Raw genomic sequence first — 25,596 nt, 5'->3', positions numbered from 1 at the left:
TTACGCCACTTAGGTGCCGAGGTGGGATTTGAAAAGGGAGTATTGACTATCAATGTCGATGGCGACAATTTAGTGGGCGAAGCCAGTCACGAGCTTGTCCGTGAGATGCGAGCTTCCATTCAGGTGATGGGACCACTGCTGGCCCGCCTGGGACGGGTCAGGGTGTCTCACCCCGGCGGCTGTGCCATCGGAGAACGTCCCATTGATTTTCACCTGCGGGGATTGCGTCTCATGGGTGCCGAGGTTTGGGAAGAACATGGCTATATCTATGCCCAGGCTGACCGACTGCAGGGAGTCGACATTCAGTTGGATTTTCCCAGTGTGGGAGCGACGGAGAATCTAATGATGGCCGCGGCCTTGGCTCGGGGGAGGACCCGCATTCGAGGAGCAGCCAAGGAACCGGAAATTATTGAGTCTCAGAACCTTCTCAATAAGATGGGGGCGAAGATTACCGGAGCCGGCACCGACCAGATTGTGATTGACGGAGTGGAGCAACTGGGGGCCGCGGAACACGAGGTGATGCCGGATCGGATTGAGGCAGGAACCTTTATTATCGCTGGTGCTATTACTGGTGGTGATATTTGGGTTGGTCCCGTCATCCCAGAGCACTTGGGTGCCTTAATTGCCAAGCTGAAGGAAGCTGGAGTTCATTTTGAAATTTACGATCAGCAAATGCGGGTGGTAGGGCCCAGTGTCCTGCGGGCCGTGTCAGCGAGAACTCTGCCATATCCAGGGTTTCCCACGGACCTACAGCCCCAGCTGATGGCGCTGATGGCCCTTGCCAATGGGACCAGCCTCATCACTGAGAACATCTATCCGAATCGTTTTCGACATGTTGATGAGTTGCGACGGATGGGCGCACGGATTTCCGTCAACGGCGACACCGCGGTTGTTCGGGGAATTCCTCGTCTGACGGGCACCACTGTGGAGGCTACGGATTTGCGAGCCGGTGCAGCCTTGATCTTGGCGGGAATGGCGGCAGAAGGGGAGACCACCGTCACCAATATTCACCATGTATATCGAGGGTACGAACAACTGACGGAGAAACTAACTGGTATGGGAGCTAATGTAACTCAACAGTAGTGTGATATAATGGGCTAAAGGGTAGTTTGCAGGATTTGCCAAGGTGGCCAAGGGGGCGCGCAACTTGTCGGCATCTACCAATAAACGCACCGCGACACTGCTGTTAATCATTCTCGTTGTGCTCGGGGGATACGGTTTTTTCTCTTCTTCTCTGTTTGCCATTAGAAAGATTACCGTGATTGGCAATGGCTACTACTCCAGAGATCGGCTCATTGCTCAGTCGGGAATAAGCACGGGTGACAACATCTTTGTTTGCGACACTAAGTTAGCTCGCCGCAATCTCACCCGTCTTTCTTTCATTGGACAAGCCACTGTAGAACGGGTGTTACCGGACCAGGTGGTAATCCGGGTGAAGGAAGTGCATCCCGTGGCGATGATTAGCCGGGGTAGTAGTTTCCTCGGCGTGTCGGAAACGGGGCAGGTGCTGGGACAGCTGCCTGCCGATTATTTGACTCTTCCAGTGATAACAGGATTTGATAATCTTAATGCCGGTGATCGGGATACTACCTTGGGCATGATTGCTTCGGTTTTGCAGCGCCTGGATCCCATCGTCTTGGCCGGTGTATCGGAGTTGTTCTTGGAGAACCGAAGGGATCTGATTCTTGTCACCACGGACCTGATCTATGTTAACCTTGGCGACGAGAGCAATTTGGACAAGAAGGTACAGGTGCTGAATGCTTTGCTGCTGGATGTCTGGGAGCGGGACTTAAAGGTGGCGCAGGTTAACCTCAGTGTCTATGATAATCCCGTGATTCGCTATCGATAGGAACTGGTGTTTTTTGGTGGTTGAACAGGATTTGAGCCTACGTCTGTTGAATACAGTGGCGTGTGATTTCGTAGGGGGCTGAGCTAAGTGTTCGAATTTGATACCGATAATCAGTTTGCTAATATAAAAGTCGTTGGTGTCGGTGGTGGCGGTAACAACGCAGTGAATCGCATGATCGAGGCTGAACTCAAGGGAGTAGAGTTTATCGCTCTGAATACAGATGTACAAGCTCTCATGATGTCCAAGGCCGATCATCAGCTAAAACTGGGAGAGAAGTTAACTCGCGGCCTGGGGGCCGGCTCCAATCCCGCCGTTGGGCAACAGGCAGCTGAGGAGAGTCGGGAGCAAATTAAGGAGTTGTTGGCCGGTGCCGATATGGTGTTTATCACCGCGGGAATGGGCGGTGGCACCGGGACTGGGGCGGCTCCTGTAGTAGCGGAGGTGGCCAAGGAGGTAGCTGCCCTGACGGTGGCGGTGGTTACTAAGCCCTTTACCTTTGAAGGCCCGCGCCGCCGAAAGCAGGCTGAGGCTGGCATCGAGAACCTAAAAACCCGGGTGGATACCCTAATTACCATCCCCAACGATCGCTTGCTCCAGGTTGCAGAGAAGAAGACTTCGATGATGGATGCTTTTAAGATGGCCGATGAAGTTCTCTTGCACGGAGTGCAGGGGATTTCCAATCTTATTACCGTTCCCGGTCTCATCAACTTGGACTTTGCCGATGTGCGGACAATTATGACCGATGCCGGCTCCGCTTTGATGGGAATTGGCAGGGCCCGCGGAGATAATAGATCATTAGAAGCTGCCCAACAGGCTATTTCTAGCCCTCTGTTGGAGGCGTCCATCGAGGGAGCTAAGGGGATTTTGCTTAACATTACCGGCAGTTCCAGCCTCGGGCTTTTTGAAGTTAATGAAGCGGCGGAAATTATCTCCGAGGCAGCGGACCCTGAGGCCAACATTATTTTTGGTGCAGTCATCGACGAGTCCCTAGAGGACGAAGTAGTAGTGACAGTGATTGCCACGGGATTCGAAACAAAATCAGCTAGCCAGTCGCCGGAAGCCAATGCTGAAAGGACCGGTGGCAGAAGGGAAGCTGCCGCCACCCGTGAGTTTAGCATTCGCCCCTTTGCCAACGACGATCTCGATATACCGGCCTTCTTGCGTCGCCGCGGTGACAGATAGACGCTGGCAGAAACTACTTACGAATAACAGCAGCCTGCTGTCAGGGTCTACTGCTGGTAGATCCTCAATTAGTAGAATGTGAAGAACCGGGATGCTTTCTCGAGTTAACGGAAAAGCATCCCGGTTTTGGTTTGTAGGCTAACTAGTCAAGTTTTTTGATTTCCTTGCGCAGTTTCTTAAGGATCCGTTTTTCTAACCGGGAGATGTAGGATTGTGAGATCCCCAAATGATCCGCGACTTCCTTCTGGGTTTTTTCCTGCCCGTCCTTGAGTCCAAAACGCAGCTCCATAATCTTGCTTTCCCGCAGGGTCAGCTGCTTCATTGCCCCGGCCAAGAGTGCCCGATCCACTTGCTCCTCAAGGTTTTTGATCACGTCACTCTCTGTCCCCAGAATATCAATCCAGCCAATTTCGTTACCTTCAAAATCAGTGTGCAAGGGCTCCTCCAGGGAGACCTCTGCTTTGGTTTTATTGTTTCTCCGCAGGAACATGCGGATCTCATTATCGATGCACTTGGAGGCATAGGTCGCCAGTTTTACACTGCGGTCGGGGTCAAAGGTGTTTACCGCCTTGATCAGGCCAATGGTGCCGATGGACACCAGGTCCTCAATATGGACGCCGGTGTTGTCAAATTTGCGGGCAATGTACACCACCAGCCGCAAATTGTGCTCAATGAGGGTGCTGCGAACACTGACTTCCCCTTGTTTGAGTCGGTCCAGCAGGGAGATTTCCTCTTCTCTAGTCAGTGGCGGTGGGAGAACTTCGCTGGTACCAACGTAGTGAATCGATCTTGGCGCATATCTTAGCTTGGCAAGCCAGAGGATTAATCTCAGTCTGAGGGCTAATCGCAGTTTCTTAATCAGGTTAGGCATTGAGCGACTCTCCCCTCTTGGTATTGGCAGTATCCATGGAGTGTTCCTTGGCAACGGCTCCGATAACATCAGGCGGAACCAGGGCGTGATAATCTCCGGCACTATCCAGGGGCTCCTGGCAAATGCCCACAATTACGCGATGGAGATTAAGCTGACCTCCACTGATGGTTACCTTGACATAGTCGGGTCTTAGTCCCGGCATCAGTCCATTGGTGTTACCAAGACTGGCATAGGGAAGGAGACAAAAACGGGAACCCCAGTCTAGCTCCTGGAGTAGAGAATCAATCTGTCCGAAGTCATCACTGAACTTGGCCAAGGCTGTATACAGCGGGTCGGGAATGATCTCAGCCAAGTGCTTCAGCTCAACAACGACGACGGCTCTGCCGGTGAGAGGATCCCGGAGCCTGTTACCGGTGTCAACTAAGGCGTTGATCCTGGTTTTTCTTCCGCCGATACCGATTTCGATGGGGACGTAATACACCTTCTCCCACAGGCGACGATGCACCACACCCCAGCCCAGCTCCGCAATCAACAAAATGGCAGCGATGGCCATCAAGGTACCCCAGATTGGATTAGGAGACATGCCGTCTCCAGTCACATATGCGGTGGCCACTCCGGCACCGCCGGCGACTAAGCCGATGCCCACAAAGAAACCCAGCAAAGAGAGGAACTTGCGCCATGTTTGAGGGCGAAAGGCTACCCAAATCATCCCGCCGCCGACAGCCAGAATGGTGACGGGAAACCGAAGGTATCCGTAGCCGGGGATGAATTCGAGGCGAGCGAAGTAGACTAATAAGAAGTATAAGGCTCCCAAGAGGGCTCCCAGGCTCAGGCGTTTCTTGTTAGAGAAGTTTCCGGAGACCTCACCGGTGGCCCAAAGCAGGAGATAGTCAAACAAGAAATTAGCGGCCAAGAGTGCGATCAGGACGTCCAGATATAACACATAGGTATAACCCACGGCAGACCAACTCCCAATCTGGATGGTTGTAATCCGATAGTCTTGACAATTGAGGACAGAAGGGTAACACGTTGTATACTACCGGTGTTCGCTGACATTTCCTCCCAAAGGAAAGTGATTTTTCGCGGGCGCTTGTCGAGGCGATGTTTTGTTATGCAAGCCCTGCAGTAGCTGAATAAATCCAGCGGTGATAGCCAATACTGACAAATGTCAATGGACTCTTGTCTACTGACAGGGGTCAGCGGGATGCGGGAGGAGAGTTGGCGATGAATAAGGTTGAGATTTGCGGAGTAAACACCTCGAAACTGCCGGTGCTCCCCAATGAGAAAATGCGAGAATTACTTAAGGCGATGCAAGAAGGGGATGAGTCGGCCCGCACCCAGTTGATTCAGGGTAATTTACGACTGGTGCTCAGTGTGATTCAGCGTTTCAATAACCGCGGGGAGCATGTAGACGACCTGTTTCAAGTGGGATGCATCGGCCTGATGAAGGCCATCGATAACTTCGACTTGAGCCAGAACGTGAAGTTCTCTACCTATGCGGTTCCCATGATTATCGGGGAGATTCGCCGCTACTTGCGGGACAACAATCCCATTCGGGTGAGTCGATCCCTGCGGGACATTGCTTATAAAGCCCTTCAGGTACGGGATAGTCTAGTTAATAAGCACTCCAAGGAACCGACAATTACTCAGATTGCTGAAGAATTGAAGATGCCCCGGGAAGAAGTCGTGTTTGCCTTGGATGCAATTCAAGAACCGATCTCGTTGTTTGAACCTATTTATCATGATGGCGGCGACCCAATTTTTGTCATGGACCAGATCAGTGACGACAAGAGCGAAGATGCTAGCTGGTTAGAGGGAATTAGTATCAGGGAAGCCATGACCAAGCTGACGGACCGAGAGAAATTAATCCTCACCATGCGCTTCTTTGATGGTCGAACGCAGATGGAGGTTGCCGAGGAAATTGGGATCTCCCAAGCCCAAGTCTCGCGGCTGGAAAAGGCTGCCCTGAAGCACCTTCGCCGTCATATGGCTGTGGAAGCAAAGTCGAGCTGACGGGATTACTTGGAAAAATTCTCGTGGCAATTTTTGGGAGGAGATTTCCTTTGGCCTACAAAGAGATCAGAGACAGAATTCTGACAAGCACAGCTATCCTTGTTGCCATGTTAATTATTGGACTATTAGGTACCTCGGTAATCGCTAGAGACAATTCCGTTGAGCCGGCCTATACTTCCGATAACCTGATTCGGCTCCACGTGATTGCCAATAGTGACCTCGCCTCGGATCAAGCCGTGAAGCTGCAGGTTAGGGACGCGATTTTGCCCATCGCAGAAGAAGTGTTTGCTGGAGCTACCTCTCGGGACGAAGCGCTGCACAGGTTAATTCACAACCGAGAGCGATTCCTGGCCTCGGCCCAGGCTGCGGTGTTGGCAGCCGGTAAGGACCACCCGGTGCGTCTGGAAATTGGCGATTTTCTTTTCCCCACCAAGGCCTATGGTGAAGTCACTTTACCGGAGGGGAAGTATCGGGCGGCTCGCTTTGTCATCGGTGAAGGCAAGGGACAAAACTGGTGGTGTGTGTTGTTTCCGCCTCTATGCCTATGGGAGAATGTGTCAGCGGCCGATCGGATCAGCGTCGAATCGCCGGCACCAACCAACAACGACGAAAGCAACACCTGGTTTGCCGGTGCCGTGGAAATTCGCTTTAAGTACTTCGATGGTAACGATGAACCCCTGGATCGGTACGCCAAGCGGTGGGAGTGGCTGCTAAAACCAACGATGGCATGGCTGGGTATCACCGGAACAACGTCAACAAACTAACTGGTGGCGTAAGCATGAAGTAAGCCTGGAGTAAGCAACAAACCCAGGTAGAGACATATAAATAGCATGATGGCCTAAGTTTCACTTTGGGGGTGGGGCCACTGCTAGTGCGAATCTCTAACCTGTGGATGCTTGATGTCATTAATGTGGCCGATGGCAGGCGCTTGGGAAACATCGTTGATTTGGATATAGATATGGACACGGGACAGATTAATGCCTTGGTGCTATCGGGGGCCACCTCTGGATTTTCTTGGTTTGGCCGACGAGAAGACATCGTCGTTCCCTGGAGCCATGTTGTCAAGATTGGTGTCGACGTGATCCTAGTGGATATGGTGCGACTAGCCAGACAAGATCGAGATTACCCATAACCGGCTGCTCTCCTGGGTTGAGAGGGCCGGTTATTCTGTTGGAGCAACCTTGGTGGACGTTGTCCTTGCCGCTGGTGTATAATGAGAATGGTTCATTATAGGGAGGAGATCTTCTGTTTTCACTACATTCCTCGGGTTCAATTCTGTATACAACTGCCAATAATCTCCGGTCCGTTAGACACGGATTTTCCCTGCGGCTTGGGGGAGTAAGTACCGGAGTCTGGGAATCTTTGAATCTCGGGCTGCATGTAGGTGATGATCCCCAGGCAGTAATTGCGAATCGAGAGCGGTGGGTGGATATTTTCCACACCGATCTTGACCATACCGTTGCCGGCGAACAGGTTCATGGCAGCGAAGTTGCCGTTGTCGGCCGTGGGGAGTGGGGCAGAGGGGCCCGTCGGCTGGAGGATGCGCTACCCGATTGTGATGGATTGGTAACGGCCGATCCCGGGACGGCCCTCATTAGTTTCTATGCCGATTGTGTTCCGATCTTTTTGTACGATCCCGTCCACGGCGCCGTTGGCTTAGCCCACGCCGGTTGGAAGGGGACCATCGCCGGTATCGCCCAAGAGGCCGTTGCCGTCATGGCCCAGGCCTTTTCCAGTCGTCCCCAGGACATATTGGCCGCCATCGGCCCCTCCATCGGTCCCTGCTGCTATGAGGTGAGCGAGGACCTGGGTGCTGAGTTTGCGAGGACCTTTGGTGCCACGGTGATCAAGGGGACGGGCAAGGGTCGGCCCCATTTGGACCTGTGGAAGGCGAATCAAGAAAACCTGCTGCGAGCAGGAGTTGCTACTGCCAATATTGCTACTGCAGGGCTTTGCACCGCCTGTCATCCTCAGCTTTGGTTTTCATACCGTCATGCCAAGGGACCCACCGGGAGAATGGGAGCGCTGATTGTTGCTCCAGGGAGGAGTTGCCATGAGTAGGTCACAACCACAGGAGACGCCAACACAATCTAAGCGGTTGGGTCAAGATGTAATCATGCTGGTGCTGTTGTTCGTAGCCGGTTTCACTTTTCTCAGCCTACATACCAATGCTACTGGGATGGCTGGGATCTATCTATCTCGGGTGCTTAAGTGGCTCCTGGGTTATGCCGCTGATGTAGCGGCGATTTTCTTTCTGGTGCTTGGCCTTGCCTTTGGTCGGCGGGGAACCTGGCCTCGGATCAGACTAAAAAGTATTGGAGCCATGCTGGCTATCTGCGCCTTGTTGATCGGAATCCATCTGGTCACGGCACCGGTCTTGGGGATTTCCTTATCTGCGATGAAGCAATGGTGGTATCTGGGGCAAACTCCCGGCACGGGAGTGGTGGGCGCCTTTCTGACCTATTGGTCCCTGCGGTTGCTGGGAGAGGCAGGCGTGAGACTGCTGTTAGTGTTCCTTGTGATTATGTCCATCATATTAATCTTCAATGTTTCCTTCATTGCTTTATTCAGAAGGCTGTGGGCAGCCCTGGGCCGGAGGCAAAGACAGACGTCTGAACAAGTGGCTTCAAGGCAGGCTGGGAAATCGGTATCTCCAGCCACCGACAAGCCCCGTTCCAGGGGATTGGGGGCGCTCTTTCGCTCCAAGGGGCAAAGTCGCAGTGAAAGCCCAACGCCCAGGGATGAAGTTGTCCAAGGGCAGCCCGCCAAGCCCAGTGAGCCAACTTCTCGACGCTCAAGGCCGGCCTTTGACGTAGCAGCGGCTGAGGATAGGGTTTCCGACGAGTCAAAGACTACCAAGTTCACTGCCTCAGCCTCCAAGGTTATCCCCTTACCCCAAAGGCAACAGCTTTCTGGGACCCTTCCCAGTTTGGATTTGTTTAAAGATCCCGAGGGAAGGAAAAAGGTATCTCAGGTAGATCAATCCCAGCTGTTAGAGGATACCCTGGCCAGCTTTGGCGTTGAGGCCCGGGTAGTGTCGATGGACACCGGTCCGGTAATTACTCGCTATGAGATCCAACCAGGCCCCGGGGTCAAGGTCAGCAGAATCACTAACTTAGCCGATGACCTGGCTCTAGCCCTCGCAGCCCAGAGTGTGAGAATCGAGGCTCCCGTTCCCGGTAAACCGGTGGTGGGGATCGAGGTGCCCAACACCCACCGGGATGTTGTCTACATGAAGGAGGTTCTGGCCAGCCCAGAGTATCAGAATCATCCGTCAAAGTTGGCTCTAGCCTTGGGCAAGGATATCAGTGGAGCTCCTTTGATAGCTGACCTGAAGAGATGCTTGCACCTACTGATTGCAGGGGCCACGGGTTCGGGAAAGAGCATCTGTCTTAACACGATTATCGCCAGTCTCCTCTTTCGGGCCACTCCCGAAGAGGTCCGACTGCTGATGATCGACCCCAAGCGAGTGGAATTGGTTAATTACAACGGTATTCCCCACTTAATCTCGCCGGTGGTGCAGGACCCCAAGAAGGCTGCCACTGCTTTGCGGTGGGCGGTGGGCGAGATGGAGCGGCGATATGAGTTGTTCGCCGACACCGGGGTCCGTAATATCGACGGCTATAATGACTTGGCGAGAAGTTCCGACAAGGCAGGCGACGAGCAAGGGTTGGAGCCCTTGCCCTACATCGTGATCATCGTCGATGAGTTGGCGGACTTGATGTTAGTTGCCTCCAATGATGTGGAGGATGCCATCTGTCGCTTGGCGCAGATGGCCCGGGCCGCGGGCATGTTCCTGATCATCGCGACGCAGCGTCCCTCGGTGGATGTGATCACAGGACTAATTAAGGCCAACATCCCGTCTCGGATAGCCTTTGCGGTGTCTTCCCAGGCCGATTCCCGAACGATCTTGGACATGTCGGGAGCCGAGAAGCTGTTGGGCAAAGGTGACATGCTCTACTTTCCCATTGGAGCAGCGAAGGCCACCAGGGCCCAAGGGGCTTGGATCCTTGATCAGGATGTCAACAACTTGGTGGACTTTTGGAAGCAGCAGACCTATGAGGTGTCTGAGATCGATGTAGTGGCGGAGACGGCTGCGGCGGTAGAAAGGGCGCCGGAGCCGGAGGACGAGTTATTCGATGATGCCGTTCGACTGGTAGTCGATACCGGGCAAGCATCGGTCTCGATGCTCCAACGCCGATTTCGCATCGGCTACTCCCGAGCAACTCGCCTAATCGATGCTATGGAGTTGAAGGGAATTGTCGGCGAGCATCAAGGAAGCAAACCCCGGGAGGTACTCATCGATAGCTATCCTGAGGATGACCAGGAGCTGGCTATCGATTCAGCTGACAGTCAGGATGAAGAGGAATCCGATACAGCAATGAATTAAGCAGACAACGGTGAGGTTCAGGAGGGTACTAGATGGTGAAACAGGATTATCTGGTTCGAGGTATAGCCGCGGATGGTATGTTGCGGGTGAACGGAGCCATCACCACCAATACCTGCAACGAAGCAGCTAAGCGGCATGGGACGTGGCCCATTGCCACCGCCGCCCTGGGTCGGTTGTTGACCGGAGCAATTATGATGGGTGCGATGCTGCTCAAGGATGATCAACGGATGATGCTGCAGGTTCGGGGCGATGGGCCCCTACGGGAGATTGTGGCCGTTACCGATGGCCATGGTCACGTCAAGGGATATGTAGGTGAACCCCACGTGCATTTTCCCCTGAATGACGAGGGAAAACTGGATGTGGCTCGGGCCATTGGTCAAGGTCGGCTGACCGTAACCCGGCAAATTGGAGACGGCGAGCCCTACCTGGGAAATGTTCCCCTGCTAACCGGTGAGATCGGTGATGATTTGGCCTATTATTTCGCCCGTTCCGAGCAAGTTCCGTCGGTGGTGTCTCTGGGCGTTTTGGTAGAGACCGACAACTCTGTCCGGGCTGCAGGTGGGTATATTCTCCAAGTGATGCCTGGGGCCAGCGAAGAAATTATCAGCTTTGTTGAATCCAAGGCCCAGAACTTGGCGGGAGTTAGTCGGAGTATCGACGCCGGACACACGCCAGAGGAAATCCTGACCGAAAATTTCGGGGAGTTGGGACTGGAGTTTTTGGAGACGACACCGGTGAGCTTTGTCTGCGACTGTACCCGTGATCGCTTTGAGCGTGCACTGCTTAGTTTGGGACGGGAGGAGTTGGAGTCCCTGTTGGCCGATCAGGGGCAGGCGGAGACCGTTTGTCAGTTTTGTGGGGCAAAGTATCTCTTTTCTCGCCAGGATGTGGAACGGCTGGTGGAAATTGCTAAACAGCGGTAACTAGGGGTGAGACAAGGCAAGGGGGAGGAGGAGAGGGTTTGAACGTGGTGCGCAGGATCCTGGTAACCTTGGTTGTGGCCATCGCGGTGGTGATTGGTGCAGTTATTTGGGGAGCGACGCTGTACACCGATTACCTGTGGTTTGCCAATCTGGGATTTGGAGCGGTTTTTTGGACCCGACTGGCGTGGCAGTGGTTGATTCCCATCATCGCCGGAGGCGTCTTCGCTCTGGTGGTGTTTGTCAACCTGTTGATCGCACGCCCGTCGTCAGCGCCTCGGCTTTCCATCGTAGATGGGGAAGGGGAAACACAGGAACACTCCTTCTCGACAAGCTGGTATCTGCCGGTGGCTGCAGTAATCAGTCTTGTCTTAGGTTTCTTCTTCAGCACCGGTATCGGGGATAGCTGGCATGACATTGTCCTGTGGCTCAAGGGCGGCAGTTTTGGGTATACTGACCCTGTTTTTAGTCGGGATATTGGCTTTTACATCTTCGACTTGCCCTTCTATCACCTGCTATATATCAGTTTGCAGGGGGTGCTTTGGACATCCATCATCGCCTCCGGCATCGTCTATCTGATCTCTGGAGCAGTGTCCTTCACAGAAGGGGTTCAGATTCGCACAAGAGCCAAAGCCCATATTTCAGTGTTGTTGGCTGGGCTGTTTGTCCTCAAGGCCGGTGGTTACTTATTGAAGATGTACCAACGAGTATATTCCAGCGATGGTGCTATCTACGGAGTTGGGTATACCGATGTCCATGCCCTGATTCCCGGCTTGAAAGTCCTAGCGGTGATCGCGGTAATTGCGGCTCTTTCGCTATTGGTGAATATCTTCCGACCGGGACTGCGGTGGACCGCTGCCAGTGTTGTGGTTCTTCTACTTGCCTCGCTTTTGGTTGGCGACGTCTTTCCTCGACTGATGCAAAGGTTTGTGGTTGAACCCAATGAGCTGATCAGAGAAAGCCCCTATCTGGTGAATAACATTCAGATGACCCGCCGGGGCTTTGGCCTGGATCAAGTCCAGCAGCAGGAGTTCGATGTCGCCCAGGACAGTCACCTCACCCTTGCGGATCTCAAGGCCCACGAGGAGATCATCAAGAACATTCGCCTGTGGGATTGGCGACCATTGCTGCAAACCTATGGTCAACTACAGGAGATGCGCCTTTACTACGATTTTAAAGAGGTTGATGTCGATCGCTACTGGCTAGATGGTGAGTACCGCCAGGTGATGCTGGCGGCCAGGGAACTGGATCCCAGGCAGGTGCAAAACCCAACGTGGATCAATCAAAGGCTGCAATATACCCATGGTTATGGGGTAGTGGTTAGTCCCGTCGATGAAGTAACTCCCGAGGGCTTGCCCAGCCTGTGGGTAAAGAACATTCCCCCGGAGTCAAAGTACCAGGCACTGGAGATAATTCGCCCCGAAATCTATTATGGCGAAGTGGCCGATGATTATGTGATTGTCAATTCCCGCACCCCTGAATTTGACTATCCCCGGGGCGATGAGAATGCCCAGACACGGTATCAGGGTCGGGGCGGGGTGCGCTTATCCCATCCCTTAAGGCGATTGGCCTTTGCGGTGCGGATGGCCGATCCCCGGATATTGATCTCCGGTGAGATTACCGACCAAAGTCGCATTATGTTCCATCGGACTGTGCTGAACAGGGTCCAGCTGATTGCCCCCTTTTTCCGCTATGAAGATGATCCTTATCTAGTCATTTCCCAGGGAAGATTGTTCTGGATTATCGATGGATATACCACCAGTCAGAACTATCCCCTGGCAACACCGGTGCGGGGGTGGGGCAATTATGTGCGCAACTCCATTAAGGTGGTTGTTGACGCCTACCATGGCAGTGTGGAGTTTTTCGCGATGGATCCCAAGGAACCGATTGTTGCTGCCTATCGGCGGATTTTCCCCGATCTGATCCAGGATATTGCTGCCATGGACCCAGACCTGCGCCAACACTTGCGGTACCCTGAGGGATTGTTTACCCTACAGACCAACGTCTATGCAGCCTATCACATGAGCAATCCTACGGTGTTTTACAATCGAGAGGATCTGTGGAGTATTCCAGAGGAGATTGTCGGGGAGACTCCAGCCCCAGTCAGTCCCTACTACATCATTACTCGCCTGCCTAACTCCCAGGAACCAGAGATGGTGCTGATGCAACCCTTCACTCCCGTCCGCAAGAACAATATGGTGGCTTGGATGGCGGCGCGAATGGACGGAGACAGGTACGGTGAGCTGTTGGTCTATAGTTTTCCGAAAAACGAGCTGACCTATGGACCGATGCAGGTGGAGGCCAGGGTGGACCAGGATCGGGACATTTCCCAACTGTTGACGCTGTGGAGCCAACAGGGGTCAACGGTGTTTCGGGGCAACCTCTTGGTGATTCCCCTCCAGGACAAGATCCTCTACGTGGAACCGGTGTATTTGCAGGCCGAGCAAAGTCAGATGCCAGAGATGAAAATGGTGATCGCAGGTACCGGTACCAGGATAGCTACCGGCGCTACCCTGGGGCAGGCTTTGCAGCGATTGTTGGCCGATGGCGATCCCCAGGGGGAAGAGGCCCGGATGGTTCCTGTGGAACCAAGCTTGCCTGAGGGACCGGAATTTGAGGGGCAGCAGGAGTATCGAGGATTAGTTCACCGGGCCATTGCCAGCTTTGATCGGGCCCAGGAGCGGCTGCGGGCTCTGGATTGGGCAGGCTATGGCCAGGCGATGGAGGAACTGGAGACCCTATTGCGGCAATTGGAGGAAGTATCCCAAGGGGAGTTGGTGGAATCGATCCTGATGGAAGAAAACCTGGGACTTGAATAAATAACAAAGTCATAATGCCCCCCTTCGCGGAATATGATGTCTTGCGGAGGGGGGTTGACCGGGTTGGCAAGAACAAGATTTAGAAGACCTCAAAGAAACGGTCCGGGCCTATTGTTTATTTTGGTGGCGTTGGTGGTAGTTGCCGCAGCGGGAGCTAGATTCATGGGTCTAACTCCAAGGGCTACTTTCGAGCCGATTTCCACGACAACAAATGTTGTGCGACAGGAGATTCCGGCTCCCCAGGTGATTGTCGAGCAGCCCGCCAGCAGCGGCACCATCGTGTTGTACCATGCGCACTCTACGGAGAACTACTCGCCGAATCCTACCCATGCTCGAGACGGTAATGTCGGGGACATTGGCAAGGTGGCTCAGAAGCTAAAGGCGGCCTTGGAGGCCAAGGGATATACCGTGGACTATCACGCCGACAATTTCGATGTGCCGGACTTTAGCGGAGCCTTCGGTGCCGCCGCAACGAAACTGTCACGGGTAGTGCAATCGGACTCTGTGGTCGCGGTGGTCGATATTCATCGCGATGGGTTGCCAAAGTCTCGGGAGGAGGGTTACACCACAGCTAACATCAACGGTACGCCGACGGCAAAGTTGCTGTTTGTGGCGGGGGATGTAAGCAATCCCAATCTTCAAGCCAACGTAGAAATTGCCCAGGCGATGAAGGATTACCTAGATAAGGCGTACAGTGGCATCATGCGGGGGATTAAGGTACAGCATCGCAACTTGAATGGAAATCTCCATCCCAATACCTTGACGGTCTACATAGGTGACTATCATGGCAACAGTCTGGCGGAAGCAGAAGCGGCAGTAGAGCCTTTAGCTGAGGCCCTTGACGCGGTGTTATCCGAGGCTCAACCAACGCTGGCACCGGTAGTTACGCCATAACAACGGCAAAGGAAGTTTGCGGCTTGCCACTTTCCGGCAGGCCTTCTTTTTTGTCCGCAGGTATTATACCCACTGGAAAGGGTCTCCAGTAGGAAGAGGCCTAGTCGAAGTAGAACACTCATAGGGATAGAGTTCATGGGAAATATTAGAAGGAAGATTCCCTTTCTGGGGGTGCACAATTGATTCAGGCAAAGCAGGTACATTTTGTGGGAGTTGGCGGAGTGGGTATGAGCGCCATCGCCAAAGTCCTGATTCAAAAGGGACTAAAGGTTAGCGGTTCAGATATGTCCTCCTCTACTTTGACGGCAGAGTTAGAGAGCTTGGGAGCTCGGATTTATTTAGGCCACAATGCAGCCAATGTGAATGGTGCAGAAATTGTAATTCGTTCTAGTGCGATACCCGATGATAATCCGGAAATTCAGGAGGCCAGGAGCAAGGGACTGCCGGTCCTGCACCGCTCGGAGATTCTCGCGATGCTCTTGAACGAGAACAGGGGAATAGCGGTGTCGGGAGCCCATGGTAAGACCACCATCACCGGAATGATCGCTACCATCCTGGAGATGGCAAGGTTGGACCCATCGGTATTAGTTGGGGGAGAGCTAGTAGGGACGGGGTTTCATGCCAAGTACGGGATGGGGCCCTACGTGGTGGCGGAAGCCGATGAAAGTGACGGCTCCTTCCTCAAGTATCATCCCTTCTTAGCGGTGGTTACCAGCATCGAAGCGGATCATCTGGAAAACTACGGCGGATCCTTTACTAATCTGATTAAAGCCTACCAGGCCTTCTTGGGGCAGCTAAAACCCGGGGGCGTGGCGGTAGTAGGAGCCCAGGCTGCGCGGATGCTGCAGGGTCAGTTGCCGTCAGCAGTAACCTACGGGTTAGATGATCCCGACTGCGACTACACCGGTCGGATCCTCCGGCTCGAGGGATTTGATTCCCAACTGGAAGTGAGCCGCCGGGGCAGGGTGATGGGAACCTTGGAGTTGAAGATGCCGGGAGCCCATAATCTCGAAAATGCCCTGGCTGCGTCGGCAGCCTGTTTGGAATTGGGATTGGAGTTTTCTCAGATCAAAGAGGGTTTGGCCCAGTTTCAAGGGATCAAGCGGCGGTTTCAATTGGTCCAGCACAACCGGGAAAGGGACATTCTCATCATCGACGATTACGGTCATCATCCGACGGAGTTAAGAGCAGCGTTGCGGGCAGCCAAGGAGATTTTCGGACGCCGAGTTGTTGCTGTCTTCCAGCCCCATCGGTTCAACCGGACCCAGTTTCTTTTTGATGAGTTTGCTAACTCCTTTTCCGATGCCGATGTGGTAGCTGTGGCACCTATCTATGCGCCGCCACCGGAAACCCCTATTCCCGGCGTCAGCTCGGAAAAACTGGCTGAGGCGATTCTTGCCGTGGAAAGAAAGCCTGTTGAGGCCTTTTCCGACCTGGGAAGTGTCACTGATTGGTTGGCCGATAACCTTCGCTCCGGGGATTTAGTAATCACCTTGGGGGCCGGCAATATTGGGCTAGTGGGTCAGGCCCTAGCACGGAGGTTGGATTAATTTGGAGACGAAAATTGCTCAAACTCCTGAGGAACTGCAGCAGGTGATGGCCATTCGGGAGGAAGTGTTTGTCCGAGAGCAACAGGTTCCTCCGGAGTTGGAGAAGGATGCAGAAGATGATTCAGCTATCCACTTCTTGGCCCTGGTGAATGGACAAGCAGTGGGGGCGGCACGCCTTGTGGTCCATGGCGATGAAGGCAAGGTGGGCAGGATGAGTGTGCTTTCCCCCTTTCGGGGCCGTGGGATCGGTTCAGCCCTTTTGCGGAAGGTGGAGGCTGCGGCTCGGGAGCAGGGGCTTGTTCGGTTGCGGCTTCATGCCCAGGACCATGCCCTCAAGTTCTACCAACGACTGGGGTATCAAGTAACCGGAGAGGCCTTTCTCGAGGCGGGAATTGTCCACTTTCCCGTGGAGAAGCTGCTGCAGGGGAGAGACTAAAAGGTGGACGTAAAGAGATTCTTAGAGGCACTTACCAGCGATCCTGATTATCAGGGTCAGATAGTGGATATCCAGGAAATACCGGCAAGAGAGGCAGTGTACGGGAAACTAGAGGACCCGTTACCGGTGGTACTAACTTCGGCCCTGAAAGAAATGGGAATTTCCCGGCTGTACTCCCATCAAGCCGAGGCCATTACCTTAGCCCGCAGGGGTAAGAATGTAGTGGTGGTTACTTCGACGGCCAGCGGGAAGACCCTATGCTATAATCTACCGGTGCTGGAGCAGCTAATTTACCACCCCGATACTACGGCACTGTATATCTTTCCCACCAAGGCATTGGCCCAGGACCAACAACGGGGACTTGCCCGGTGGCAATCGCTAATTCCCGGGTTGCCTTTGGTGTCGGGGACCTATGATGGCGACACTCCTCGTAACGAACGGCGCAAGCTAAGGGATGAGGGAAACTGCATTTTGACGAATCCCGACATGCTCCACGGTGCCATTTTGCCCAATCACAGTAGTTGGGGCAAGTTTTTCGCTCGGCTGAAGTTCATCGTCATCGATGAGATTCATACCTATCGGGGGATCTTCGGCTCCAATGTGGTGAATGTAATTCGCAGGCTGCGGCGCATCTGTCGCCACTACGGCAGCGACCCCCAGTTCATTCTCTGTAGTGCCACCATTGCCAATCCAAGGGAACTGGCTGCCAATTTGATCGGAGATACTGTCACTGCGGTGACCAACGATGGCTCACCTAAGGGGAAGAAGACCTTTGTCCTGTGGAATCCTCCCTTTCTTGAGGGGACCACGAAAAGACGCAGTACTAACAGTGAAGCCAAGGAATTGTTGGTCCGACTGCTCAAATCTAGAGTTCAGACCATCACTTTCACCAGGGCCCGGGTCTCTGCAGAATTGCTCTATCGTTACGTGCGGGAGGTGCTGTCCCGTGATGGGGCGGCCATGGCCAATGCCATCAGGGCTTACCGGGGTGGCTACTTGCCCAAGGAAAGGCGGCTCATCGAGCAACAACTCTTTTCCGGTGAGCTGTTAGGGGTGGTCAGTACCAACGCCCTGGAGCTGGGGATTGACATTGGCGGTTTGGATGCCGCGCTGATCGTTGGTTTTCCGGGGACCATTGCCAGTACTTGGCAGCAGGCAGGGCGAGCCGGTAGAAGTGGCACCGATTCCCTGGTGTTTCTCCTGGCCCATAACACGCCCATTGATCAATATCTGATGGCCCATCCCCAGTACTTCTTTGAGCAAAGTCCGGAACATGCTGTGGTTGACGGCGACAATCCCTACGTTGTCGTTGGGCACCTGCGGGCTGCGGCCCATGAATTGCCGATTCAGGTGCAGGAGGAATCGGATTTTGGCCAGTATGCACCGGCGATTCTGGATATTCTCGGTGAAGACCGCCAGGTAGTGTATCGTGGTAACCGCTGGTTTTGGGTGGGCAGCGGATACCCGGCAGAAGACGTCAACCTTCGCAACATCTCCGAGAACACCTATACCATCGTTGATATTACCGGAGAGCCCCAGGTGATCGGCTCCACCGATGAGCTCAGTGCCTTTGTTCAACTCCATACTGAAGCGGTATACATGCATGACGGAGACTCTTACTTTGTCTCAAAGCTGGATACCACGGAAAAGGTGGCCTACGTCCATCGGGCTGAATTGGACTATTACACCCAGGCAATCTCCGATCGTCGCCTGCAGGTGGAAACCGAGGAAATCCGCCGGTCCATGGGTGAGGCAACCGTCGCCTTTGGCGAAGTAGAAGTGACTTACATCACCTATATGTTTAAGAAAATCAAGTTTGAAGACCGGGACAGTATTGGCTTTGGCAAAGTTGACTTGCCGCCTACAGCCCTGGATACCTGTGGCGTTTGGCTGATTCCGCCACTTAACACCCTCCATCGTGTTCGGGAGTACGGGCGAAATCCCGTCGATGGACTCTTGGGACTGGCCAACGTTGCTACAGAGGTTGTACCTTTGTTTGCGATGTGTGATCCGATGGATATCGGTTCTGTAGTTGAGTCCAGTAACACCGGTGTCCCAACGGTGTTTCTCTTCGACCGTTATCCCGGCGGTATTGGCTATGCCCAGAAGGCCTATGAGAAGATGGAGGAGATCTTGGAAGCCTGTTTGCAGCTCATTGAAGGATGTAGCTGTCTCGATGGCTGTCCTTCCTGTGTAGGGGCTCCGCTGCCGCCCTATGCACAATTGGACCCCGAGGCCGATAGCAAGGGGCGAATTCCCGACAAGGAAGCAGCCCTGGTGATTCTGCACGATTTGTTGGGGAAGGAACCCTATATCCCCCTGCGGCCTGTACCTTCCTGGTCCGCCGAGGACCAGGTGGCCGCCACCCAGGAAGTGGTGAGACCGGTGAGCAAACCCCTTCCGGAGAGAGTCGAGCTTCGGATCCGCAAGCAAGTTCAAAGGCTAAAGGAGTAGTCATAATGCAAAAAACGATGATGAAGTTTAACGGCAAGGAGCCGCAGATTGCGGATAATGTCTTTATCGCCGAGGGCGCCCGCCTGATTGGTGATGTGACTTTGCATCCCAACGTCAGTGTCTGGTTTAATACCGTACTGCGAGCGGATATCAACTCCATTGAAATCGGTGAAGGGTCCAACATCCAGGATAACTCCACCGTTCATGTGGATTACGACTATCCGACGGTGGTTGGCCGCCATGTGACCATTGGTCATAATGCCGTGATCCATGGGGCTACCATCAAAGACGATGCCTTGATTGGGATGGGGGCGATTGTTCTCAACGGCGCTGTCGTTGGGGAAAAGGCCATCGTAGGAGCCGGTGCTTTGGTGGGGGAGGGGAAGGAGATTCCTCCCCGCAGTTTGGCAGTGGGTGTCCCGGCCAAGGTGATTCGCACTGACATGACCGATGAGCAGTTAGCCTTTGTCAAAGCCAACCTCGAGGGCTACCTGCGTTTGACCGAGGCCTATCTCGACAGCGGCACCGAATTGAGGGCCAAGGCTGATTCTGATAAGTAAAGGAGTGCACTGGTTAAGGGACGGACCACCACTCGCGGTTGATTGCGAAGTTGGGCCTCCTTGAGCCGGAGCTCCTTTTCTGAGGCTCTTTCCTCGGCTTTGTCGTCGGTAGCATTGAGGAAATCGAGGCGTGTGAAATATTCTGCTATTTCTTGAGACTCTTGCTGCAAATGGGCTGAAGCTTCTTCAGCCCATTTGCGATCTTCCTGCTTGAGGAGATCAACGATGTATTGTCCAATGCAGTCGCGATAGGCCTGCAGGAAGGAAATCCGCCGCTTGTAGCGTTGAGCGGGGAAGGGAGGTAGGGTGCTGCGGTACAGGGAGACAAGATACCGATAGGGATTGGCAATCACTTGCCCCGTTACCAGATTACACCCCACTTCGATGCAATTTTCCTCCTGCCGGCTGGGACTTAGGTAACCAAGGTGCAGGACCATAAAGAGAAAGGGAACAAAGGTTACCGGGGCCATTCCCCACCGGTCTGCCTCGGTGTAACCGAACTGGCATGTGATCTTGCTGCGTCGGGCGATGGAATCAAGGATTTGCTCCAGACGAAAGCTGCCGGGACAGATCAATTCAATGCTAGGGTCTGTCAGCAGTTCAGGATGAAAGGCTAGTTTCAGGGTTTGGGCCGGTGCCATCAGCCCCGTGAGCACCCTGGCCTGGTCTTCGTCAAGTTCTGCCACCAGGATATCTCCATCCCAGTGATGGGAAGCCCCCAGTGCATTGAGATACTCGACAACAAATCGCGCTAGCTGGGTTTGCTGCTTACTCCATTGGACCGGAGTCTGCAAATTCTGTGCCGTCGGCAGGCTATGCATTTAATTTCACTCCTTGAGATGGTTGTTGCAGCAGAATGGTATCGATAATACTGGGGGGCAACTGGCTTTTTGCCTTGAGAATTTGGTCTCCCAAGGAATCAATTTGTTGGGCTAGATCCTCTTCATCCCTGGCATTGGACAGAATGTTCATAATTCTCGTCTCCAAAGAGTGGTCACCATCGAGCCGATGGAGAATGGCATCCAGTTCGCCGATCACCATCTCAAACATGTTGATCTTTTCCTGCAGTAAGTAGACGATATGTTCCTCGATGGTACCCAAGGTAGCGAAGTTGTAGATCTCCACATCATGGGTTTGCCCAAGGCGATGGACCCGACCGATCCTTTGCTCCACTCGCATCGGGTTCCAGGGCAGATCAAAGTTGATCAGGTGATGGCAGAACTGGAAGTTCAGTCCCTCACCGCCGGATTCGGTACTAACCAGCACATCACCGTATTGCTGAAATAGGAACTTAGACCATTCCTTTCGCCCCTTGGACAAGGAACCATCAAAGCCTAAAGTGGCCAATCCTGCAGCTTCCAGGTGTTGGCGAATATGGGTTAAGGAGGCTCGGTATTCGGTGAAGACCAGCACCTTTTCTCCGATGGTTTGGGCCAACTCCACTACTTTGTCCAGCTTCGCGGTGGTCTCGATGGCCATGGCTTGATCAATTAATTGGTTCAGGCGGGCAACGACGGCAGGATCCGCTGCCACTTGCCGCATCTTGTCCAAAGTGACCGCCGCGGCCCAGGGACTGCTGCAGGCTTCTCTCTGGAGAGTGATTAGGGCTAACCGATTTTGCCCCAGGTTGGTAGACCTGTGATACTCTTCTTGCACAAAATCAGTCACCGCTCGATAGAATGCGATTTCTTCAGGGTAGCCCTTGATGGGCACCGCCTGGACGTTACGCTTGGTAAATTGGACAGTGTCTTGACCTCGGCGATTGCGTACCATCACTTGGCTCAACAGACGGCGAAGCTCTGCTGTGTTATTGGGCGTCCGTTTGTCGGCAACGTAACGACGTTGGAAGTCCTTGTAGGAACCCAGTTGTCCTGGTTTGAGCAGAGTAATCAGGTTGTACAACTCTCGAAGGTCGTTTTGCACCGGAGTGGCAGTGAGCAAGAGAAAGTATTTTTTTGACAGTTGGTTGACAAACTGCCAATTGGCAGTACGTGAATTCTTCAAGCGATGGGCTTCATCGACGATAACCATATCCCAGTCAATGCCCAAGACAATATCCCGATGGGGTTGACGTTTGGCGGTATCGATGGAGGCAATGATCTGGGGGGAATGTTCCCAGTCAAATTGGTGGCGCTGGATCTGGGTGATGATGCCGAATTTATCCCGGAGCTCCTCATACCATTGCCAGCACAATGAAGAAGGAGTGAGGATCAGCACCCGTTGCACCAAGCCTCGCAGAATATATTCCTTGAGGATCATCCCGGCTTCGATGGTCTTGCCTAGGCCAACTTCATCGGCGAGAATTGCCCGGCCCCGCATGATGTTCACCACTCGGTGCAATGTATCTAGCTGATGGGGATAGGCAACGACATTTTCCTTCCGCCAACGGTCGGCCAGATGTCGGGGACACAACAGCTGTTGCCAGTCCTTCTGGCAGCTGAGATGATACCCCGTTCTAGCCAACTGGTGCCAAGTCCAACTATCGAATTGTTTGCGGCGAATTTGTTTTTGGAGAGTGGCGAATTCGCTTCGGGAAAGGAGGACATCGAAGAGACCGTCGACGGTACGAGGGGGAAAAAAGGTCTCAGGTTTTGCCTGTTGCCCAAAACCTTCCCCCAGGTTACCCCGAAGCAGAGGTACAGTGATGATGATTTCCATGGGCTGCCTCCTTTCTTGCAGGGTGTCCACTATTGTAGTGTTTACTGACCCGGGCAAGGTTATAACGGCAGCCCAACTACCCCTGGAGGTTCTTGGTGGCGAGGACTTCCTTAGCGGGAGTGCGGTCGCCATCGCAGGAAATTCTGCGGGGACCATAGAGGAAGTGGAGCTCAAAGCCGAGACTGCGATAGAGTTCGATGATCCGGCCCGTGGCCTGGTTAGACAGAACCACCGGTCCAGGATGGCGGGATAACCATCTAGCCAATCGGACCTGATCCGACCAATCAAAGTCCCTTGCGGCATAGCTGGTGAACTCGACGTCATAGGGAGGGTCGGCATAGATGAAATCATCGGCCTTTAGCTGCAGCCGAGCAAAATCCACAGAGGAGAATTGCCAGTGGGCCAGCACCTTCTGGTACGGAGTGAAATCTTTGATGTAATTGATCCTAGTGTAGCGGCCGAAGGGGACGTTGAAGTGGCCCTTGCGGTTAAATCTACAGAGCCCGTTGTAGCCGGTGCGGTTCAGGTAATAAAAAAGCTCCGCGGCTGTTTTGGAGTGAGCCTGGTTGGCATCAATCAGGCGGTTGAATCGGTCCCGGTGGGTATAGTACAACTCTTCATCGTTTTTCATCGGCAAAGAAGCCACCAGCCCATTTTGCAACCAGGTGTAGAAGTTGATCAGGTGGACATTGATGTCGTTAAGAAGAGCCCGCTGGGGCAGAAGCCCTAGAGATACTGCCAGGCCGCCACAGAAGGGTTCCACCAGGCGTCTGTGCCGATGTTCGGCCCACAAGCTTCTTAAATGGGGCACCAACCAGCGTTTACCGCCGGCCCACTTAAGGGGAGGTCTAAGCTGGCCCCGATCATCACTAGTTGAAAAGTCCTGCTGCTGTGTCTTGCCAGGCATGCATCTCCTACCCCCTTCCGGTCCAGACAATGGCGGGAAAAGAAAAAACCCCTACCGGTCGATTCCCGGGTAGGGGTTTTGGTGGACTCGAAGGGATTCGAACCCTCGGCCTCCGCGTTGCGAACGCGGCGCTCTCCCAACTGAGCTACGAGCCCGGAAAATCAAATCCAGAGCTATTATACCGCAACCTATTCCTGCTGTCTAGATGAACTACGGGATAAAGCTAAGAATTTTACTGACGGGGAGGAGCCACCGGGTCAGAGCACCGGGAAAGAGACCCACCAGGATCAGAAGACCGGCGAGAACCGCGGCCAGGTAATGCCGCCGGGAGATCAAGGCACTGATACTTTCCTCAAGGGTTGCTCTGTTAGCGATCAGGTGGCCAGCGTGGCACACCGCAAAAACCAAGATCCCTGCTGCGGTGATCCATGAAATCCGCAGCGCCGATAGTGTGAGCACCAACCACGGCAGACCGGGACTACCGGGAAGGAAGGCTACTAAAACTAAGGCAATTCCAAAGCCCAGCCCCACTGCCCAGTGGGGCTTGTCAACCCTTGCCTTATCGGAATCAATGGCAGAGGCCCAGTCCGCCAAAAGGTAGCGGAAGTACAGCAAGTAGGGGGCTAAGACCAGCCCAAAGGCAAAGGCCAACAGGGAAGCCTCGGTACCAAAGCCAGCCAGGATCAACAAGATTCCATTGTAGATCATCCCATGGTAGGCCGTTGACGTCGAGCCTGTGGTCCCAAAGGCTGCGAGAGCACCGTATGCCATGGTCAGCAAGCCAACGATCACCAAAGCAAAGCCAAAGGAAGGCGCTGCATCGGGAAGCAGCCTAAGGCCGGCAGTAATCAGAATCAGTAAAGCACCCTTACTCACAAGACCCACCAGCAATGCAGCAGTGACTGCCGACAGCTTCCCGGAACTAGAAAGCCATCCATGTAGGGGAAAGGTCGGCAGAACGACGGCCACTGCTAGGAATACTCCCAACAGAATCCACCACTGAGTTGTGGGAAGGATGGACTCCTGGGCCGCTGGGATAATGGCCGCGAAGTCAAAGGTGCCAGCGGCACTGGCCAGGGTGACCAGGCTCCAAGTGAGCAGCAGAGTACTGAGGAGCATGGCAGCAAAGACAGCATGACGGAATCCAGCTCCCCCTTTGGACGCCAATCGCTGATCCCAGAATACCAGCAGGTAGTTACCGAGAAGAAACAGCGGCCAGGTGATGACCAGTGCCATCACTGAGGTGGAGGTAACAAGACCAATTAGACCAAGGTGGGTAAGCAAAGTGCCCACGAGGCGCCGTCGTCTGTTTCTGGTATCTGTCTTTTCCGGGGCTTGCCCGTCACCTACACTGATGAGAATGAAGAAGGGGAGCAGGGCTAGCAGGAGAATGCCAGCTTCACGGCTAAATGCGAAGGAAAAGTCCAGTGTGGACTCAAAAAGGTTGATTGAGTAGAAAACACTGGGTGTCATCCCTGCTTCCAGTTGTGCGGTGATCCTTCCCAGCCCGAGATATGGCAAAGAGTGCCCCAAGGAGGCGAGCCAGGGTAGCAGCGGGGCTAGCCTTTGTGGCACCACCAGGATGGCAAGCGCGATGAAAATAGTACTAAAGAGAATGAGTTGTATCATTGGTATCCTCCCTGCCTTTGCCAAGGGCAAATAGAGTCTGCACTGCTTCGCCCAAGGTAGTGATGGCACCGCCCACTAGGTTCCAGGGCCAAGCAAAGATCCTGTCGCTATACCGATGCAGCCGATAAAGGGCTTGGGATAACCATTTCGCTCCGGTAAGCAAAATACCAGAGGCGATCCCGTCCCAGGTCACCAAACCAGCTCCAATTATGGTCAAGAGCTGGTGACATCGTTTCACTTGATAGCCGAAAAACTCCTCCGCCGTTGGGCCTTCGCCCAGAAGAGGTTCCCGTGGGTACTTGGCTCGAAGCCTTTTAGCCACGGCAGCCACCAATAGAAGTATATAGGCTGCTGCCAACAGGACTAGCCAGACAAGGGGTTGGTCTATATAATAAGGTGGCACCGGCAAGCTCCTTTCCACAGCACAGGATACCTCTGTATTCTCCGCGAGGGATACTGTTTCC

The 25,596-nt window shown here is 53.8% G+C and carries 22 protein-coding genes and 1 tRNA gene; 15 read left to right on the top strand and 8 right to left on the bottom strand.

The genetic code is table 11. The features are described from left to right. From murA to ftsZ, 3 genes are all read left to right on the top strand, one after another. Nucleotides 1–1,083: UDP-N-acetylglucosamine 1-carboxyvinyltransferase (murA, locus tag GX030_10010; protein NLV92708.1), on the top strand; the 1,083-nt coding region annotated here is incomplete at its 5' end. 64 nt (nucleotides 1,084–1,147) lie between these two features. Further along, entirely contained in the window at nucleotides 1,148–1,849 is a 702-nt protein-coding gene (locus GX030_10005) for an FtsQ-type POTRA domain-containing protein (protein NLV92707.1), read from the top strand. Between the two features lie 87 nt (nucleotides 1,850–1,936). Then, the gene (gene ftsZ, locus GX030_10000) at nucleotides 1,937–3,031 is read left to right on the top strand and encodes a cell division protein FtsZ (protein ID NLV92706.1); all 1,095 of its coding nucleotides are present in this window, start codon (nucleotides 1,937–1,939) and stop codon (nucleotides 3,029–3,031) included. 142 nt (nucleotides 3,032–3,173) lie between these two features. Here the strand turns inward: ftsZ and sigE are convergent, their stop codons facing one another. Then, nucleotides 3,174–3,893, bottom strand: a complete 720-nt coding sequence (gene sigE / locus GX030_09995; GenBank protein ID NLV92705.1) for an RNA polymerase sporulation sigma factor SigE — start codon at nucleotides 3,891–3,893, stop codon at nucleotides 3,174–3,176. Between the two features lies 1 nt (nucleotide 3,894). Next, on the bottom strand, nucleotides 3,895–4,860 hold the full coding sequence (locus GX030_09990) for a sigma-E processing peptidase SpoIIGA (protein NLV92704.1): 966 nt from the start codon (nucleotides 4,858–4,860) through the stop codon (nucleotides 3,895–3,897). Nucleotides 4,861–5,120: 260 nt separating this feature from the next. Here GX030_09990 and sigG point away from each other — a divergent pair, with 260 nt between their 5' ends. The 12 genes from sigG (at nucleotide 5,121) to GX030_09930 (ending at nucleotide 19,938) form a co-directional block, all read left to right on the top strand. Further along, nucleotides 5,121–5,915 carry an RNA polymerase sporulation sigma factor SigG gene (gene sigG, locus GX030_09985; protein ID NLV92703.1) on the top strand — a complete coding sequence of 265 codons (795 nt, stop codon included), beginning with the start codon at nucleotides 5,121–5,123 and terminating at the stop codon, nucleotides 5,913–5,915. Nucleotides 5,916–5,965: 50 nt separating this feature from the next. After that, nucleotides 5,966–6,679, top strand: a complete 714-nt coding sequence (gene spoIIR / locus GX030_09980; protein NLV92702.1) for a stage II sporulation protein R — start codon at nucleotides 5,966–5,968, stop codon at nucleotides 6,677–6,679. A 107-nt stretch (nucleotides 6,680–6,786) separates the two neighbouring features. Beyond that, entirely contained in the window at nucleotides 6,787–7,047 is a 261-nt protein-coding gene (locus tag GX030_09975) for a YlmC/YmxH family sporulation protein (GenBank protein NLV92701.1), read from the top strand. A 230-nt stretch (nucleotides 7,048–7,277) separates the two neighbouring features. Further along, entirely contained in the window at nucleotides 7,278–7,976 is a 699-nt protein-coding gene (gene pgeF, locus GX030_09970; protein ID NLV92700.1) for a peptidoglycan editing factor PgeF, read from the top strand. A gap of 463 nt (nucleotides 7,977–8,439) precedes the next feature. After that, a complete protein-coding gene (locus GX030_09965; GenBank protein NLV92699.1) occupies nucleotides 8,440–10,305 on the top strand; it encodes a DNA translocase FtsK in 1,866 nt (621 codons plus the stop codon). Nucleotides 10,306–10,340: 35 nt separating this feature from the next. Continuing rightward, nucleotides 10,341–11,228 carry an Hsp33 family molecular chaperone HslO gene (hslO, locus tag GX030_09960; protein ID NLV92698.1) on the top strand — a complete coding sequence of 296 codons (888 nt, stop codon included), beginning with the start codon at nucleotides 10,341–10,343 and terminating at the stop codon, nucleotides 11,226–11,228. 38 nt (nucleotides 11,229–11,266) lie between these two features. Next, entirely contained in the window at nucleotides 11,267–14,044 is a 2,778-nt protein-coding gene (locus GX030_09955; protein NLV92697.1) for a UPF0182 family protein, read from the top strand. A gap of 63 nt (nucleotides 14,045–14,107) precedes the next feature. Further along, nucleotides 14,108–14,938: a hypothetical protein gene (locus GX030_09950; protein ID NLV92696.1), complete on the top strand. Its 831-nt coding sequence runs from the start codon at nucleotides 14,108–14,110 to the stop codon at nucleotides 14,936–14,938. 179 nt (nucleotides 14,939–15,117) lie between these two features. Beyond that, entirely contained in the window at nucleotides 15,118–16,488 is a 1,371-nt protein-coding gene (locus tag GX030_09945) for a UDP-N-acetylmuramate--L-alanine ligase (GenBank protein NLV92695.1), read from the top strand. Nucleotides 16,489–16,534: 46 nt separating this feature from the next. After that, nucleotides 16,535–16,924 (top strand): GNAT family N-acetyltransferase, encoded by a 390-nt coding sequence (locus GX030_09940; protein NLV92694.1) that lies wholly within the window; start codon nucleotides 16,535–16,537, stop codon nucleotides 16,922–16,924. A gap of 3 nt (nucleotides 16,925–16,927) precedes the next feature. Next, nucleotides 16,928–19,378: a DEAD/DEAH box helicase gene (locus tag GX030_09935; GenBank protein NLV92693.1), complete on the top strand. Its 2,451-nt coding sequence runs from the start codon at nucleotides 16,928–16,930 to the stop codon at nucleotides 19,376–19,378. A 17-nt stretch (nucleotides 19,379–19,395) separates the two neighbouring features. Then, entirely contained in the window at nucleotides 19,396–19,938 is a 543-nt protein-coding gene (locus GX030_09930; protein NLV92692.1) for a gamma carbonic anhydrase family protein, read from the top strand. Here GX030_09930 and GX030_09925 read toward each other — a convergent pair. The 6 genes from GX030_09925 to GX030_09900 all read right to left on the bottom strand — a co-directional run bounded on the left by GX030_09925 (nucleotide 19,887) and on the right by GX030_09900 (nucleotide 25,535). Further along, nucleotides 19,887–20,759, bottom strand: a complete 873-nt coding sequence (locus GX030_09925) for a hypothetical protein (protein NLV92691.1) — start codon at nucleotides 20,757–20,759, stop codon at nucleotides 19,887–19,889. The genes GX030_09930 and GX030_09925 overlap by 52 nt on opposite strands. Next, nucleotides 20,752–22,596 (bottom strand): DEAD/DEAH box helicase, encoded by a 1,845-nt coding sequence (locus GX030_09920; protein ID NLV92690.1) that lies wholly within the window; start codon nucleotides 22,594–22,596, stop codon nucleotides 20,752–20,754. Before GX030_09920 ends, GX030_09925 begins: the two co-directional genes overlap by 8 nt. A 76-nt stretch (nucleotides 22,597–22,672) precedes the next feature. Next, complete coding sequence (locus GX030_09915) at nucleotides 22,673–23,503, bottom strand: Dam family site-specific DNA-(adenine-N6)-methyltransferase (protein NLV92689.1); 831 nt, start codon at nucleotides 23,501–23,503, stop codon at nucleotides 22,673–22,675. 79 nt (nucleotides 23,504–23,582) lie between these two features. Then, nucleotides 23,583–23,658, bottom strand: a tRNA-Ala gene (locus GX030_09910). 55 nt (nucleotides 23,659–23,713) lie between these two features. Then, nucleotides 23,714–25,132 carry a hypothetical protein gene (locus GX030_09905; protein NLV92688.1) on the bottom strand — a complete coding sequence of 473 codons (1,419 nt, stop codon included), beginning with the start codon at nucleotides 25,130–25,132 and terminating at the stop codon, nucleotides 23,714–23,716. Continuing rightward, entirely contained in the window at nucleotides 25,110–25,535 is a 426-nt protein-coding gene (locus GX030_09900; GenBank protein ID NLV92687.1) for a hypothetical protein, read from the bottom strand. Before GX030_09900 ends, GX030_09905 begins: the two co-directional genes overlap by 23 nt. Between the last annotated feature and the right edge of the window lie 61 nt (nucleotides 25,536–25,596).

This window comes from Bacillota bacterium, from assembly GCA_012727955.1.
Classification (GTDB): Bacteria; Bacillota; Limnochordia; order DTU087; family JAAYGB01; genus JAAYGB01.
The sequence above is the reverse complement of the archived record's forward strand: the minus strand, read 5'-3'. Positions and strand labels throughout refer to the sequence as shown.